Source organism: Bernardetia aquimarina, assembly GCF_042180575.1.
Classification (GTDB): domain Bacteria; phylum Bacteroidota; class Bacteroidia; order Cytophagales; family Bernardetiaceae; genus Bernardetia.
This window is the reverse complement of sequence record NZ_CP170094.1, coordinates 3618057-3633753: the sequence shown is the minus strand read 5'-3', so window position 1 is coordinate 3633753 and position 15697 is coordinate 3618057. Positions and strand designations below refer to the sequence as shown.

The following is a 15697-nucleotide window of genomic DNA, read 5'->3' as shown; positions in this document are numbered from 1 at the left end:
CTTATCTCAAAATAGCCTGTATTTTCATTGTTCGAATAGGTTTTCTAGGGTCATTACAAATTACAGTTAGCGAACGAATATATGTTCCTTTATCTTCTGGCGATTGAAAAACAACTTTGACAATGGCGTTGCTGTGAGGTGAAATTTCATTCCATTCTGACTTTTCTGTAATCAATTTACAACCATATCCTTCTATTATTCTATGCACTCTCAAAGGCATATTACTTTCATTTTTTAACACAAAGGTAGCTTCTAAAGAATCCTTTCCTTCTAAATTTTTGAGATAATGACTTCCTAAGTTGATATAGTCATCTTCAATTTTTAACTCGGGGTAGGCTTCTAACATCTCAGCATCCAATGTAGGAAAATGTTCTTCTATATTGGCTGTTACTTTGAACTCTAGCTTTGTATTTTTTTTGTTTTGCTCTCCAAAAAGCAGTACAGAATCTTCTAAATAACCAAAATCATTTTTGAGAAGAGGGTCATAAATCACGTAAATAGCACTCGTTTCTCCTGCTTTCAGAATATGAGTAGAATCAAAACGTACTTGCAAATAATTTGGTAGTTCCATTTTTCCTGTAAAAATAAAATCTTCTTTACTTGAATTATAAAATTCAAATTTTTTCGTAATCGGAACTTTATTTAATAGATTTCCAAAATGCAAATATCTAGTACGTGTACGTATTTTTGGTGTTTTTTCTAAGGCATATTTAAAATCTCTTTCTTTGTCCAAAACAGGTTGCAACTGTCCTTTTAACATTAAAGTTTGTGTCCCTGCTTTGTCTGTCTTTACTGTAAAAACTTTAACAAAAGTGCCATAATTGTAGGGCAAAAACACCAATTCTACAAAACTACGTTCATCTTTTTTTATAGTTGTTTCTGTATTTTCGTTCGAAAAACTGCATGCACAATCCGTTGAAATTTCTAGTATTTTGATTTCATCTTCAGAACTATTATTGAAATAAAAACGATGAACAAGTGTATCTTGAAATTCTATTTTTCCAAAATCAAACTCTGTCTCCTCAAAATCTAAGCTAGAGTTTTGAGCAAAACTTATCGTTGAGATAGATATAAAAATGAAACTAAGAATAGATATAGAAAAGAGAGAAGAGAGAAATATCTTTTTTAATGCAAATTGTATTTTGTACATAGCTGATTACTTATTAACTTGTCTTTATTAAAATGAGTATAATTTTTTCTAAACGAACGAAGAGAAACATAAATAAAAAAAGATACTTAGAAATTATCTTTGTAAAGTATATTCTAGAAAACTAGTCCAAATCGTTTTCTTCCAAAGCAAAATTATGGATTCGAATACAAAAGTAACAAAAAACAACTTTGAAGGTGCTAATTTTTTATTAGTAAGTTGGTTAGATACAATAGCAAATTTTTCATTACCTAAAGATAAAGATGTAGAGATTTTTACACTTTTAGGCATTCAATACAAAGAAAATACTCGTTATTATCACAACTGGGAGCATATAAAAGCAATGATTAAGGGTTTGTATAATTATCCAGAAGAAATAAATGATACACTTTCTATCGAATTGGCAATTTGGTTTCATGATGCTATTTATGTACCACTCCGAAAAGATAACGAAAGTAGAAGCGCAAAATTTTTTCAAGAACAATTATCACTCTATTTACCTATCGAAAGAGTAAGAAAAGTAATGAATTATATAGAAGCTACAAAAAATCATTCTAAAACATCAGATAGAGATTTACAAGTACTTTTAGATTTAGATTTGGCTATTTTAGGTCAATCAAAAACAGTATATCAAAACTATTCTGAGCAAGTAAGGGAAGAATTTGGCTATGTACCAAACTTTTTATACAAACGAGGAAGAAAACTTGTTTTGAAAAATTTTTTAGACAGATCTACCATCTACCAAACTTCATTTTTCAAAGAACAGCTAGAAGAGCAAGCAAGAGAAAATATTAGAGAAGAATTAGAAAGTCTATAAGACGAAATACTCATGTAAAAATTTAAAATTCCTTAAGGAAAAGTATGTACTATCTAAAAATAGTGCATATTTTTTTTGTCAAATTTTATAGAGTAAATCTCTATTTTTCAAGTAATTAAAGCCATTTGTGAAGATTTTAAATCATTAAACTATTGACTTTAATTGAAGTATTCAAAGTTTTTATAAAACAATAAAAAGACATTTATTAGAAGTATCAAATAATTGGCAAAAATAGTATCTCCTTCGCTAAAAAAAGTATGTATTAAGTAACCTTTTGTTGGCATTTTCTCGTTTAACAAAGTAAAGACTTTAACTATCCTTAATTTCAAACAAACACCTATATAAAATACTACTACTAACGTTTTAATAAAAAACCAATAAATATATGAAAAAGACGATTTACTTTACACTTATTATCTTGGGTAGCGTCTTTAGTTTTGCTAACTTTACCAACTTCGTTTATGCCCAACACGAAGGTTTAGATTGGTTCGCTAACGGCGAACGCCACAAACAACAAGCTCGTTATGATTTGGCTTTACAAGAGTACGACAAAGCTGTACAGAGAGAGCCACGCAATCATCTTTACATTTTTTCAAAAGCACAATGTGAATACCAACTCAAAAAACCAAAAGAGGCTGCACAATCACTTAGTTATGTTATTCGTCTGAATAGTAATTATTCACCTGCTTATGCTTTACTTGCTAAAATTTATGCAGACCAAAACGATAATGCAAAAGCAGCTCAACTCTATGATATTGCAGCACGTTACGAAAAAGAAACGGATAAAAAACAGTTTTATCGTTTTTTTGTAATCAAACAAAACTTAGCTGAAAAAAACTGGACAACAGCATTTGAAAAAATTAAAGTTACAAAAACTGAATTTCCTGAAAATCTTGAACTTTATTATTTAGAGTCCCAAGTAGCTAATTATCTAGGTAAATATAGAGAGGCTGTTGAGGCTATCAAAACTGTTGAGCCAAAAATAGCAACCTTGCATCCTAGCGAAAATGCTCGCTATTACTATCAAATGGGCTATGCTTATTACCATTTAGATAATTTTGAAGAGGCTTTCAAAACATGGTCAAAAGCAAAGTATGGAAACTTTAAAAATAAAATTGAAGAGTTTTCTCCTGCTCGTTATGCGTATTTGGCAGAAGCGTATGTAGAAGTTCGTCAATTTAATGAAGCTCAAGCTTACGCACAAAAAGCCTTAAAAATAGACCCTAATAATGCGAGTGCTTATTTTACACTTGCTAACTTGCAAGATAGTAAGGCTACAGACAACGTAGATAAAACACTAGAGCTTTATTATAAATCGGCAAAATTTGAAAAAGATTTGAAACGTAGCGCACAGATTTATGAAGAAATTGCACGCTTAGAACTTTCTAAAAACAACTATGAAAATGCACTACAAGCAACAAAAAATGGCTTAACATTTAATTCAGCAAACAAAAATTTGCTTTATCTAAACGGACTTAGTCTTTTTCATCTTCATAAACACCAAGAAGCTGCCGATGCACTTCAAAAGGCTCTTGCTCAAATGAGAGACCCTGTTGAACATTCTCGTTGTATGTTTTTATTAGGATTAGTTTATCGCAATGGAGGAAAATTAGATATTGCACGTAGAGCATTTGCAAATGTACAAGCTCAACCTTTCAAAATTGCAGCTACCAATGAAACTAAACTGATACAACAAGCAACAGAAGGCGAAGAAGAGTTATAAAGATAAATTTCACTTATTACTATCTACCTAAAGCCATTTTTTATAATTGAATCAATTTGATTTTTTTGTAAAAAATGGCTTTTAAAATTATAATTTTAGGAATATTTTCTTTAATTCTAAATTTTTATTTTATGTATTTTACAAATCATTTTGCTCTATTAGTACTGTCTGTTTTTTTAATTTGTTCTTGCAGCTCTAAAAATAAGGATAAAGAAGAAAAGGATAAAGTTAAATTTGAAATAGAACTAGGCGCAATTAGTAATGAAAGGACAATAGGTAATTTGGATTTTCTTCCTACATCTGAAGAAAACATGAAGTTTGGATTTGATGTAAGTGGAAATTTAATTGCACTTCTTGAAAAAGGAACTCAATTAGAAAAAGAAACCTTTCAAGATATTTCTTATAAATTTCGTCAAGATTCTGAAGGAATGCGATTAATATTAGTTTGTAAAGGAAAAGCTATTGCTCATGCAGAAGAAATTGCAGCCGTTTTAGAGAAAGATTTTGAAGAGAAAAAATCAGAAAAATTAAACTCTCTTTAGAATCAAAAAACCTATCATTTTAAGTTAAAGTGATAGGTTTTTAAATTTTAGAAACAGACACAACAGACTAGGTAGTCTGTTATACTTTTTTACTCTCCAAACTCTTCCAATTTGAAAGTATAATCTTTTGGATCTAATTTGAAAGTTCCTTTGTTGAAACTAGAAATAAATTTAGCTACTGTATCATCAGTTACTTCTTTTACTTTCAAGCAAACATCTAAGCCTACACCGTATTCGACTGCTTCGTCAAAATCAATGTATTCACTTACTTGTATTTCTTGATTCTCTTCAATTTCGGCTACTTTTTCATCAAAGTACTCCATAGACTCAGACTCTTCATCTTCCATTTCAGATTCTAAATGAAAATCTGGAAATGTATCAGCTACACGTTCTTCTGCAAGAGCAAAAACCTGCATTTCGTACTCAACACGTAATGCAAACAAACATGCATCAAATATAACGGCGTTGCCTTTATACTCTCCAATAAAATAAAAACAAACTGATTCGGAAGTGCGTTCAATGTCTTCATTGATTACAAAATCACGTCCTTCTTTTAGAGCTTTATCTCTAATAGTTTTGATAGCTTCTGCTGAATATCCTTCGTTTTGCATAGGTTTTAGATTCAATTACGAATTACTTTAAACTCAATACAGTAAACTAATTAGAAATTGTAAAAGAGTTATGGTAAAACGCTAGGTTTGTATTATATATTTTTTATTAAAAAATGATTCAAAATTTTCCTACCAAACGCAAGAAGCCTTTGATTTGTTGTTAAAAACTAAAATTTATTTTTCCACATCATCGATTCTACTGGTTTTGTACTTCTTTCGTTGTACTTAGCAGAATTCTTTTTGTTGTAAGGTCTTTCAATTTGTCCATCCACTTTGAAGTAAATAAGCTGACCAATCGGCATTCCTGCATAAATACGAACAGCTTGCGTAACCGAAATTTCTAATGTCCACGCATTACAAAAACCGACATCGCCTTTTCCTGCCGTTGCATGAATATCAATTCCCAATCTGCCTACGCTAGATTTTCCTTCCAAAAAAGGAACGTGAGCCATTGTTTCGGTATATTCTTCTGTTACTCCCAAATAAAGCGTATTCGGTTGAAGAACAAAACCTTCTTCTGGAATCTCAAAAGTGGTAATTTTATTATGTGCCTTGGCATCTAAAATTTCGTCTTGATAGGTAGCCAAAAACTTACCCAAATGTACGTCGTAAGAGTTTGTACCCAAACATTCTCTATCAAAAGGCTCAACTAAAATAGTCCCTTTTTCAATTTCTGTTAGTATTTCTTTATCTGAAAGAATCATTTTAATAGGTTGCTTTTTGCCAAACCTATAAGGTTTCTGAAAACGTTATAGGTTTTTTATAAAAATTTCAAGTTTATTGTCTTCTATTATTTCTGTTTTTATAGGCAAAATAGAAAGTTTTGGAGCTTCAAATCCTTCATTAAAGAATACATTTGGAGCTGTAAAACGACGGATTTCATCATAAAATCCATTTTCTATCAAGGAATGTAAAATATTACTTCCTCCTTCTATAAAAACAGAATGAATATTTTTACGGTGCAAATCTTCAAATAACTCTTGCCAAAAATTAGCTTGACTTAGTTCTATGAGTTCTGTTTGTAAAAATTTATTTACAAAAGTAGTCTTTTTTGAGTTATCAAACTTATCATTATCAGAATAAGCATAAAAAATTGTAGGCTGCGAATCATCAAAAACCGAAAAGCTAGAGTTCAACTCATCAAAACCATTTCCTGCTAAGATAATTCGTGTCGGATTTTTGCCTGTCCATTCTCTTACATTTAACTTTGGATTGTCTTGCAAAACGGTATTTTTCCCTACCAGAATTCCATCTTCTTCGCTTCTCCATTTATGCACCAATTTTCTAGAAACAGCATTGCTAATCCATTTTGAAGTACCATCTTTTCGTGCAATAAATCCATCTGCCGTTTGCGCCCACTTCAAAATAATATACGGACATTTTTTCAGAAAAGCAGTCATAAAACGTCTATTTTGATACTTTGCTTCCTGCTCACAGATTCCTACCACAACTTCAATTCCTGAATTTTTTAGTTTTTGGATTCCTCTTCCTGCATCATTTTGAGCAACTAACGGATTTGGGTCAAGTGTGGCAACAACTACTTTTTTGACTTTTGCTTTAATGAGTGCATCAGCACAAGGAGGCGTTTTTCCAAAATGACTACAAGGTTCTAAAGTAACATAAACAGTCGCTTCTTTGAGTAAATATTTGTCTTCTTCTGAAATGCTATTAAGCGCATTTACTTCTGCATGTGCTTCTCCATATTTTTGATGATAGCCTTCTCCAATAATTCGGTTTTTGGCTACAATTACACAACCGACCAACGGATTTGGACTTACAGAACCTTTGCCTTTTTCGGCAAGTTGTAAGGCACGTTGCATGTATAGTTCTTCGTTCATTTTTCAAAATATAATAGTCAAAGGCAAGCCTTTGACCTACAAATAACAAAAATTATTTTTTTATTCTTCACAATATAATTTTAATGGAATAGAAACGAGTTGTTGTCCATTCCATTGCAAAACGTATTTTTTTCTAATGTTTATACTATTATTTGGTGGTACTAATGGATAAGAAATAAGATACAAACGTTGTTTTTTCTCATCAAAAATAGGAAAAGAACCCATCTTTGTATCTCTATGATAAACTTTTAGTTCTTCTCCTTCTATACAATCTTTACAAGGAATGGCTTTATTATCTTTTATTTCAATCGCTTGAAGAATGCCATATCTTTCTCCTCCCATTTCACCATTACGCTCATGTAAAATAATAAAAACTGGGTTTCCATTTTTTTCTACTTGAAAAACCTGTTTAGGAAATACTGGATTACAATAGACTTTATTACGATAATTTTTGATAGGTTATTCTTGTCTTTACCCTTAAATTATGAATACCACACGCAATTTCCATGACTTGGTCTCTTACCTCTTCTCCCCACAATCGGATTTCATCTAAGACAATTCTAAGTCTTTTTACTCCTGCTATGCTGTGTTCTGCACGTACTCTACGACTAGACTTTTTACTATTTTCAGCCTTGTCCTGCTCCGATAATTCTTTTCCTCTAGGCTTTTTTTTGGGTTGCTCAATAAGGACACCTTTAGGTCTATGACCTTGATAACCAGTATCTTGATGAAGAATAGTTCCCTCAGGAAAGGTAATATCATCTTCTTCTAATAAACGTTTATCGTGTACTTTTCCTGTTTCTGTATCTCCTAAAAAAACTACCTCTTGATGTTTATCTGTAACTAAAGTATTTTTTATAGTGTGCTTTTTTTTTTCCACTATATACTTCTTTTTGAGCTTTGTAATCGGAGGGACGAGGAATTTCACGTTCGCTTCCATCTACCCATAACTCTAAGGCTTTACCTGCTTCTTCAACACGATCTGCAAGTTTTATTGTCCATTCCGATTCATTTCTTGCAGGCAATACATTAATTTTTCTTAAACTTTCTTTTAAAATGGGAAGAAGGCTGTTAATCCATTGATTAACTTTTCCTTGAGAAACATCAAAAGTAAGAGCTAAAGATTCCTGTAAAGGGTTGTTTTTCAAGTAGTAAAGGATAAAAAAAAGTTTCATTTCACTACCTTTTAGTTGTATTTTTGCGTGTTCTCGGAAGGTGGGCTTATTTCTAGCCTTTCCTTTGAGGTCATAATACATATAATGTTTTTCCCAAAGTGGAGAAAAAGTAGCTAATAACTCATCAAACTCTTTGATAGTCAAGCTAGTAAGAGCCATAAAAGGCTTTTCTTTTTTACGTAAGTTAGGTAAATCAATCATAAAGTAAGGATAAAATGACCGCTAATATAATAAAATTTACGTTTTAAAGTCTAATAATTATGTTCGTTTACTTCTCTACATTCTATTTTATCAACAATCAATTTACTATTTTCAGATTCACGATATTGAATATATACATCAATATTATCTCCTCCTTCACTTAAGTCATACATTGGAAAATAGAATATTCTAAATCGTTTATTTGGAGAATATAAAATATGGAGTTTTCTATCTAATTTTGGAAGAACATAATCATAAGCAATAGGCTCTTTAAGAAGCTGAAATAATTTTTCAGAAGCTAATTTTCTAATTTTTTCCTGTTGTTTTTCTTTTTCATCAGAATCATCTAATTTTATATTTCTACTAGAATCTAATAATGATATAATTTCTTGTTCCTTATCTAGCAATTCTTTTGAAGGTGTAATTGTAGAAAGTTTTTCAGGATTATTATGTCTTCCTTTATAGTAATAACTAGGATAAGATTTTTCGCCTATATATAAAAAACTTGTATCTACAATTACATTTAAAGCTGCTTTAAAAACAGCCGTATCTTTTCTATAAAATGAAAGTAAATGATATGTTCTACTTCTTCCCTCACTTATATCACGATAAGTTTCTGCTTTCCAGCCATTAAACATTTTAATATCTACTTCACAATTAGCCAATTTCACTTGCATTTCTGACAAACTATCCTTTTCAGCAACAGAATAAGCCATAGAAATATATATTTTTTCAAGAACATCAATAGTTCGTTTTTTGGCTTTTTCATTTTTGATTTGAGAAAGCCATTTTGTTGGATTTACTGGTTTTTGTGCCGAAACAGAATTTGTTTTGTTTTTACAAGAAACAAATAGAGTCAGCAAGAGAAGTAAGAAAGCTAGATGTTTCATTTTTTGATAAATAAAATACTGATACTTATGAAAAGTTTTTTTACAGTAAAAATAGAAAAAACAATTCCTTTTTAAACACAAAAAAGTCTCTTTATTCTTTGTGAATGAAGAGACTTTTTTATTTTTTTTAAAGCAAAAGAGAATAGATTATTCTTCGATTACGTTTAATTTAATTTCTGGTTGTACTTCTTTGTGAAGATAAACAGAGATTGTATATTCTCCAAGCATTTTGAGGTCGTTTGGCATCGTGATATTTCTACGATCAACTTCAAAACCTTTTTCTTTAAGAGCTTCTGCAAGCTGAATAGGAGTAACTGCACCGAAGATTTTGCCAGATTCACCTGCTTTAGTACGAATTTCTAAAGTTACGGCTTCTAATTGGCTGCCCAATTCTTGAGCATCTTCTTTATGTTTGGCGAGCTTACGAGCTTGCTGGCGTTGTGTTTCGGCTACCGATTTACGGTTAGAAGCTGATGCTACCATTGCAAGTCCTTGTGGAATAAGATAATTACGAGCATAACCCGGTTTTACAGTTACGATATCGTTTTTATCTCCTAAGCCTTTAACGCCTTGTTTTAAGATAATATCCATAGTCTATTTTTGAATTATAGGTTTTGGGAATGAATAAATAAAATAGGAAAGAAGGCAGGCTTATTTTCCGTTGTCATCAACAAATGCCAATAGACCTAAGTGTCTAGCACGCTTAACAGCTTGCGCTACTTTACGTTGGAATTTGAGACTGTTACCTGTAATACGACGAGGTAATACTTTACCTTGGTCGTTTAAGAATTTTTTCAAAAACTCAGCATCTTTGTAATCAACATACTTGATACCTGATTTTTTGAAACGACAATATTTTTTGCGACGCTCTTGTCTTGAGCTGTGGATTGGTTCGTTGATTAAAGGCATAATCTATGAATAGTTTTTTTGTAAAAAAAAGGAAATTAGTTTGAGAAAGCGATAGAAAAATTATTTCTTTTTACCTTCTTCTTCTTTAGGAGTTTCTTTCTTTTTATTAAACTCTCCATTACGACGACGCTCATTAAAAAGCATAGAATGCTTGTCAAGAGCTACCACTAAATGGCGCATTACACGTTCTTCACGACGAAATTCTGTTTCCAAACCTTTTAAAAGTTGTGGATCAGCTTCGAATTCAAAGTAGTGATAATGTCCACTATGTTTCTTTTGCATCGGATAAGCGAGTTTTTTCAAACCCCAGTTCTCACGATTGTAAATGTTAGCACCGTTATTTGTCAAGTAGTTGTAGAACTTATCGCTAATTTCTTCCAACTGACTCTCGGACAATACGGGCGTGAGAATAAATGTTACTTCGTAATTTCTCATACCAAATCAGTTAATAGTGTAAAAAAAATGAAGTGCAAAGGTAAGACTTTATTTTTTTATTTGCAAAGAGAATACGCAGATTATTTTTCTTCAACATAAAACTCAATAATTTCGTATCTTTAGTTAAAAGGAAACAACTAAAACTTATAAAATAATGGGATTACCAAAAGAAGACCAAAAACCACAAAAACTAACTTTTCAAGAATATATCAATTTAGAGAGAGAAAATGACCAAAAATATGAATATCACGATGGTTTTGTTATTGCTATGGCTGGAGGAACAATCAATCATTCAAGGATTAGTGGAAATATATTTGGAAAGTTTTGGTCATTATTAGATGAAAAAGGAGGCAGCTGTGAAGTTTTCAATAGCGATACAAAACTAGCTTTTCAAGATAAAAAAAAGTATTTATATCCTGATGCAATGGTCGTTTGTGGAGAAGTAGAAGAATCAGAACACAAAAATCATGGCATTACAAATCCAATAATTATCATTGAAGTTTTATCAAAATCAACAGAAGAATTAGATAGAGAAGATAAGTTTAGTTTGTACAAACAAATTCCTAGTTTAGAATATTATGTTTTGATTTTACAGGACAAGCCACAACTAGAAATATATAGAAGAATGAAGCTAGAAAAACAAGACCCCAATAAATCCTTATGGCAAATCGAAACCATCACAGGAATAGAAAAAAGCTATATTTTCCTACTTTAGACTTAAAAATTCCATTTACTTATATTTACAGAAAAGTAGAGTTTTAGTTTTTTCTAGTGCAAGATTCTATCTTGTACTTGTAACTTCGCAAGCATATGCTTGCAGAAACGATAGACACAAGGTAGAACCTTACGTCAGAGTGGGGAAGTTTAAATCAAATTTTATTATATTTAAATTATAAACATTAACTTAAATTTAATAGCATGGAATATGTAGCATATGGTTTATTTATTTGTTCGTTCTTAGTTTTTCTGCTTTCATTTTTTACACTATTATCAGGAAGTAAAAGAGATAGGAGATATAAAACAGGATATAAAAACAATGTTCGTCCAGAAAAATTTAGTAATAGAATGTCAAATATGTTTCGTATGTGGCTACATGCTTTAGCAATACTTGGCGCAGGGGTAATAGTATTTTTTATTTCTACTATCATGGAGAGTGGCAATAATTCAAAAGAAGAATTTGAATTAACTGTAACAGCAAAGAAGGGACTACATTTAAGAAGTTCAATAAGCCTAGATGATAGCACAATTATAGAAACTATACCTTACAAAGAAAAAGTAAAAGGTATGCAGAAAAAAGATAGTCTAAATTTTGAATGGTATCAAATAGAATATAAGAGTCAAAAAGGTTGGGCTGTTAGTGAGTATTTATCTGAGTAAATTTCTAAACAACTAGCATTAATTTTGAGTAATTTATCATAGTGTTCTACAAAACAGAATCATCTAAAACACAAAATCTATATGCGTTTTTTTTTACTTGTATTTTCTTTCTGCTTATTTTTCCAACCTCTCGTATTTTCTCAAAATACGCTAAAAGAAGGATTACAAAATCTTCAATCCAAAAATTACCCAAAGGCAATTTCTATTTTTGATGAATTATTAATAAAAGAACCTCAAAATACAGCTTTGCTTTATAATCGTGCGTATGCTACGCTTTTACTTCACAACTCAAATAAAGTCGTCGAAACCAAAACCGAAGATTTGCGTTTCAAAAACTTTCAATCTCAACACGATACTCTAAAATACGCTTATAATTTGGCTTCTCAAGCCTTAGAAAATTATAGAAATCTGTCAGAATCAGACAAAAACAAACTCATTTCGGAAGGAATAGGCAATTTTAAAGATGTTTTTAATCTCAAAGAAGGCATTGCAACGGCTGCTTCAAATCTTATTGTAGATGCTTTTTATTATGTTCCTTTTCAGCGTTTGCCACTTACGCCACCTTACAATCGCCCAGAAAATGCAGATACGACACAGGCTTTGCGCCATATTTTGGTCTTGCAAGCAACTGACTTTTTGGAAACCTATCAAAAAACTCGTCCATACAACGGAATCAAAAATGCTCGTCGAAGTCTTTTGAAAGAGTTTATTACCATTCCAGATTTACGTGCTAGAGGAACAGGAAATGGCTATTTATATGAAAAATATTGTGATTGTATTTTAGAAGATTACACAGAAGACGAACTAAGAAATATTATTCCAGAGTTTTACGGTGCAGATTGGAATTTTCCTGAATATGGTTATAAAAACAAAGAAGAATACAAAAAATTAGAAGCCTTTGCCAAGACAAAAAACATGACCGTTTTGCAGCTTTTTTGTAAGCTCAATCTTCATTATAAAGGAGTAATTTATGAAAAAGACAAGTGTATTAATTGTGATTTGTATGAAGGTTTTATAAAAGAGTTTGCGCCTCATCAATTAGCTTTTGTTGCTGTTCAAAAATTGGCTAGTTCGTTTATTTTAGATAAAAAATGGAGTGAAGCAAGTGCAGTTTATCAGAAATTTAAGCCACTTTTTACAAATAAGGATTTTGGAAAGAAAGATGATTTTGATAAAATAATTGCGCTTCTAAATGCAAAAGAAGATAATCTAAACCTAAAGAATTTAGGACAGAATATTAATACAGAAGGTTATGAAACTGCGCCAGTTCCGTTTTTAGATGCTTACGGAAATGAAGGACTTTATTTTTGTAGAATGGATTTGGGAACAGGTCAAGATGTTTATTATTCAATGTTTGAAAATGGAAAATATACAAAAGCAATTCGTTTGCCCAATGGCGTAAACACAAATACACATGAAGTTCCTCAAAGTGTCAGTTTTGATGGAAATACGCTTGTTTTGTTTGGAAATTATGGAAGTCTTGATGCCTATAAAATTGAGTTACGACAACAAAATAACAAACTAGGAAACGGAGATTTGTTTTTTGCAGAGCGAAATATAAAAGACGGTTCTGATAAAAATAATACAAATAATCCGACTTGGGGACGTATAAAAGCCTTTCCCTTTCCTGTCAATACACCAAATTATGAAGCAGGTTTGAGTTTTTCAGTTGATGGAAATGCTGTTGTTTTTTCATCGGATAGAGAGGGTGTAGTAGGAAATCATTTACCCAAAGCTCCTAAAGACCGTTTGTATTTCCATGGAAGAGAAGAATTTAATATTGATATTTTTGTAAGTGAAAAAAATCAAGAAACTGGAGAATGGAATAAGCCTATAAATTTGGGCGAAATCATAAATACTCCTTTTGCCGAAACGCAGCCATTTTTACATCCAGATATGAAGACGCTTTATTTTGTTTCGGACGGACATTATGGACTTGGAAGTGGCGATATTTTTATGTCAAAACGCTTAAATCCGAATTCTTGGACAGAGTGGTCTGAACCTGTAAACCTAGGAAAATCTATCAATACACCATTTTTAGATGGTTTTTATATGGGAACTTCTGGAGAGTTTGCTTTTATTGTTTTGAAAAACACAGAAACAAATAATCAACAGAATCAAAATAATTCTTACAAGACCAATTATGACATTTATCGTTTTGAAGTGCCTGAGCGTTTTCGTCCAGATCCAGTTTTACCTCCTACAATCATCACAGGAAAAATTGTTGATAAAGATGGAAAAGGAATTCAGACACAAATTTTTATAGAAGATTTGACAACAGGAAAAATTATTTCTTCAACAAAAAGTAATGCAAAAGATGGTTCGTTTCAAATTCAAATTTCAAGTAATTTAATTTCTAACTCAAATTCCTCAAATTCTACTTCTTCAAAAATAGGAATGTATGCAAAACAAGAAGGCACGTTTTCTACTTCTCAAAACATTTCTATCAATCAGAATGGAAATGCAAGTCAAGGAAATAATGGAGAAAATAATGGAAAAAGTAAAACAGGAATGAAAGGCAATCCAACAATTATAAATACCAATCAAAACCTAGAAGTTTATGAAATATCCGAACTCATAAACAATCAAAAAACAGTTAGACTAAATAATCTGTTTTTTGATTTTGATAGTTATGCACTTCAAGAAGCTTCATTACCAGAAATAAAACGTCTTTTTGAAATTTTGAAAGAAAACCCAATGCTAAAAGTAAATATTGAAGGACATACTGATAATACAGGAAAAGCAGATTATAATCTACAACTCTCAAAAGACAGAGCAAAAGCTGTTTCTGAACAACTTATTTCTTTAGGAATTGATAAAAGCAGAGTGAGTTATGAAGGTTTTGGTTCTCAAAAACAGATTGCAGATAATTTTAATGAAGAAGGAAGATCAAAAAATAGAAGAGTTGAATTTAGATTGTCAACTATTTAAACCTATAAGGTTTCAAAAACCTTATAGGTTTGGACATTACAACTGCTTAAATGATTTTGCAATTTGAGTCATTTGTTTTTCAAATAAAGCTCTCTGATTTTTGGCAGTCCATTGAGCGATTTGATAATAATTATCTTTTCCTTTCACAACTGTAAAGCTATAATAGACAGCAACTTTATCTTGTGTTTGTCCTTGAATAGTAAAGTTTTTAGCAGGCAAATCATTGATTTCTAAATCTTCAATTTCGGTACGTGCGCTGATAGTTATTGTTTCACCAATAGAATGACTGATAATATCAGTATAACCTTTCAAATTTGGAGGATATACTTCTTCTGCATTGTTTTCTACTATTTTTCTAGTAAATTCTTTTCTGTCTTCTTCTATCACAATGACAAAAAGTTCTTTATCAAGGTTTTGATATTGTAGTGAAGCATTAGGATTGAGTGAATCAGTTGTACTCAAAAAATCAGGTAATTCTAACGAATAGTCATTATTGATTTCTATAACTTTGTTCATAATTCAGTATTTTTTTAGGTTTTAATAAAAGCAAAATTAATCAAATTATAATTCTGTTGTAAAGTATTATTAATTTAAAATTAAGTAGAAATTTCTTTTTTTATCTTTTCAATCCAACTTTTATCATTTGGCAGAATAATTATTGTCTTAAAATTTAGCTTTTGTCCTTCTATTTCTACACCTTTCAAATCATCAATATGTACATCAAAACCAAAGGCTGGAGGAAATTTTGAAGAATTTATATTCCTACTTTTCAATATTTTTTGATTGTGTTGTTGATTTATTATTCTATTTACTTTTATTCCATAATAAAAAAGCATCAACCAAACTTTGAATTTACTTCTAAAAGAAGTCGTATAAATATGAATAATATGACCTTCTTTTTGCAAATCAGAAATAAGTTTTGCAGTTCCCAAACGAATCGGCTCAATACCTAAAGTTTTAGCGAAAAAACTACGTTGTTCTGCTTCAAACTCATTTCCATGTGGAATAAGTGTACTGTCTAAATCAAAACTGATATTCATTTTTGGAATTAAGAAAGATTGTTTTGTTATTTTTTTGAAAAATCAACAAGTTCTGAAACAT

General features: G+C 30.9%; 19 protein-coding genes. 6 read left to right on the top strand and 13 right to left on the bottom strand.

Translation table 11 applies throughout. The annotated features are described in order from the left end of the window. Position 1: 1 nt before the first annotated feature. Positions 2–1150: a DUF1573 domain-containing protein gene (locus ACE193_RS15685; RefSeq protein ID WP_375559165.1), complete on the bottom strand. Its 1149-nt coding sequence runs from the start codon at positions 1148–1150 to the stop codon at positions 2–4. A gap of 154 nt (positions 1151–1304) precedes the next feature. On the opposite strand from ACE193_RS15685, the gene ACE193_RS15680 reads away from it, so the two are divergent. From ACE193_RS15680 to ACE193_RS15670, 3 genes are all read left to right on the top strand, one after another. Continuing rightward, positions 1305–1964 (top strand): hypothetical protein, encoded by a 660-nt coding sequence (locus tag ACE193_RS15680; RefSeq protein ID WP_375559164.1) that lies wholly within the window; start codon positions 1305–1307, stop codon positions 1962–1964. Positions 1965–2349: 385 nt separating this feature from the next. Beyond that, on the top strand, positions 2350–3687 hold the full coding sequence (locus ACE193_RS15675; RefSeq protein ID WP_375559163.1) for a tetratricopeptide repeat protein: 1338 nt from the start codon (positions 2350–2352) through the stop codon (positions 3685–3687). 131 nt (positions 3688–3818) lie between these two features. Continuing rightward, complete coding sequence (locus ACE193_RS15670) at positions 3819–4229, top strand: hypothetical protein (protein ID WP_375559162.1); 411 nt, start codon at positions 3819–3821, stop codon at positions 4227–4229. Positions 4230–4318: 89 nt separating this feature from the next. Here ACE193_RS15670 and ACE193_RS15665 read toward each other — a convergent pair whose 3' ends face one another. From ACE193_RS15665 to rpsF, 10 genes are all read right to left on the bottom strand, one after another. After that, positions 4319–4840, bottom strand: coding sequence for a hypothetical protein (locus tag ACE193_RS15665; RefSeq protein ID WP_375559161.1), 522 nt, complete (start codon positions 4838–4840; stop codon positions 4319–4321). Between the two features lie 167 nt (positions 4841–5007). Continuing rightward, positions 5008–5544 (bottom strand): dCTP deaminase, encoded by a 537-nt coding sequence (gene dcd, locus ACE193_RS15660; protein WP_375559160.1) that lies wholly within the window; start codon positions 5542–5544, stop codon positions 5008–5010. A gap of 45 nt (positions 5545–5589) precedes the next feature. Beyond that, positions 5590–6678 carry a bifunctional diaminohydroxyphosphoribosylaminopyrimidine deaminase/5-amino-6-(5-phosphoribosylamino)uracil reductase RibD gene (ribD, locus tag ACE193_RS15655; RefSeq protein ID WP_375559159.1) on the bottom strand — a complete coding sequence of 363 codons (1089 nt, stop codon included), beginning with the start codon at positions 6676–6678 and terminating at the stop codon, positions 5590–5592. Positions 6679–6738: 60 nt separating this feature from the next. After that, entirely contained in the window at positions 6739–7020 is a 282-nt protein-coding gene (locus ACE193_RS15650) for a hypothetical protein (RefSeq protein WP_375559158.1), read from the bottom strand. A gap of 97 nt (positions 7021–7117) precedes the next feature. Beyond that, positions 7118–7558, bottom strand: coding sequence for a transposase family protein (locus ACE193_RS15645; protein WP_375558619.1), 441 nt, complete (start codon positions 7556–7558; stop codon positions 7118–7120). Next, positions 7512–8054: a transposase family protein gene (locus ACE193_RS15640; RefSeq protein WP_375558620.1), complete on the bottom strand. Its 543-nt coding sequence runs from the start codon at positions 8052–8054 to the stop codon at positions 7512–7514. Before ACE193_RS15640 ends, ACE193_RS15645 begins: the two co-directional genes overlap by 47 nt. A 50-nt stretch (positions 8055–8104) precedes the next feature. Then, a complete protein-coding gene (locus ACE193_RS15635) occupies positions 8105–8944 on the bottom strand; it encodes a hypothetical protein (RefSeq protein WP_375559157.1) in 840 nt (279 codons plus the stop codon). Positions 8945–9091: 147 nt separating this feature from the next. Continuing rightward, positions 9092–9535: a 50S ribosomal protein L9 gene (rplI, locus tag ACE193_RS15630; RefSeq protein ID WP_375559156.1), complete on the bottom strand. Its 444-nt coding sequence runs from the start codon at positions 9533–9535 to the stop codon at positions 9092–9094. 60 nt (positions 9536–9595) lie between these two features. Beyond that, positions 9596–9853 carry a 30S ribosomal protein S18 gene (gene rpsR / locus ACE193_RS15625; protein WP_338760526.1) on the bottom strand — a complete coding sequence of 86 codons (258 nt, stop codon included), beginning with the start codon at positions 9851–9853 and terminating at the stop codon, positions 9596–9598. Between the two features lie 60 nt (positions 9854–9913). Continuing rightward, the gene (gene rpsF, locus ACE193_RS15620; protein WP_375559155.1) at positions 9914–10288 is read right to left on the bottom strand and encodes a 30S ribosomal protein S6; all 375 of its coding nucleotides are present in this window, start codon (positions 10286–10288) and stop codon (positions 9914–9916) included. A 154-nt stretch (positions 10289–10442) separates the two neighbouring features. Between rpsF and ACE193_RS15615 the strand changes: the two genes are divergently transcribed. The 3 genes from ACE193_RS15615 (at position 10443) to ACE193_RS15605 (ending at position 14596) form a co-directional block, all read left to right on the top strand. Then, positions 10443–11003, top strand: a complete 561-nt coding sequence (locus tag ACE193_RS15615) for a Uma2 family endonuclease (RefSeq protein WP_375559154.1) — start codon at positions 10443–10445, stop codon at positions 11001–11003. A gap of 203 nt (positions 11004–11206) precedes the next feature. Continuing rightward, entirely contained in the window at positions 11207–11665 is a 459-nt protein-coding gene (locus ACE193_RS15610) for an SH3 domain-containing protein (RefSeq protein WP_375559153.1), read from the top strand. A gap of 81 nt (positions 11666–11746) precedes the next feature. After that, the gene (locus ACE193_RS15605; protein ID WP_375559152.1) at positions 11747–14596 is read left to right on the top strand and encodes an OmpA family protein; all 2850 of its coding nucleotides are present in this window, start codon (positions 11747–11749) and stop codon (positions 14594–14596) included. 36 nt (positions 14597–14632) lie between these two features. On the opposite strand, the gene ACE193_RS15600 is transcribed toward ACE193_RS15605, so the two are convergent. Together ACE193_RS15600 and ACE193_RS15595 are read right to left on the bottom strand one after the other, a co-directional pair. Further along, entirely contained in the window at positions 14633–15112 is a 480-nt protein-coding gene (locus tag ACE193_RS15600) for a hypothetical protein (protein ID WP_375559151.1), read from the bottom strand. An 80-nt stretch (positions 15113–15192) separates the two neighbouring features. Next, complete coding sequence (locus tag ACE193_RS15595; RefSeq protein ID WP_375559150.1) at positions 15193–15636, bottom strand: HAD family hydrolase; 444 nt, start codon at positions 15634–15636, stop codon at positions 15193–15195. Positions 15637–15697 lie beyond the last annotated feature (61 nt).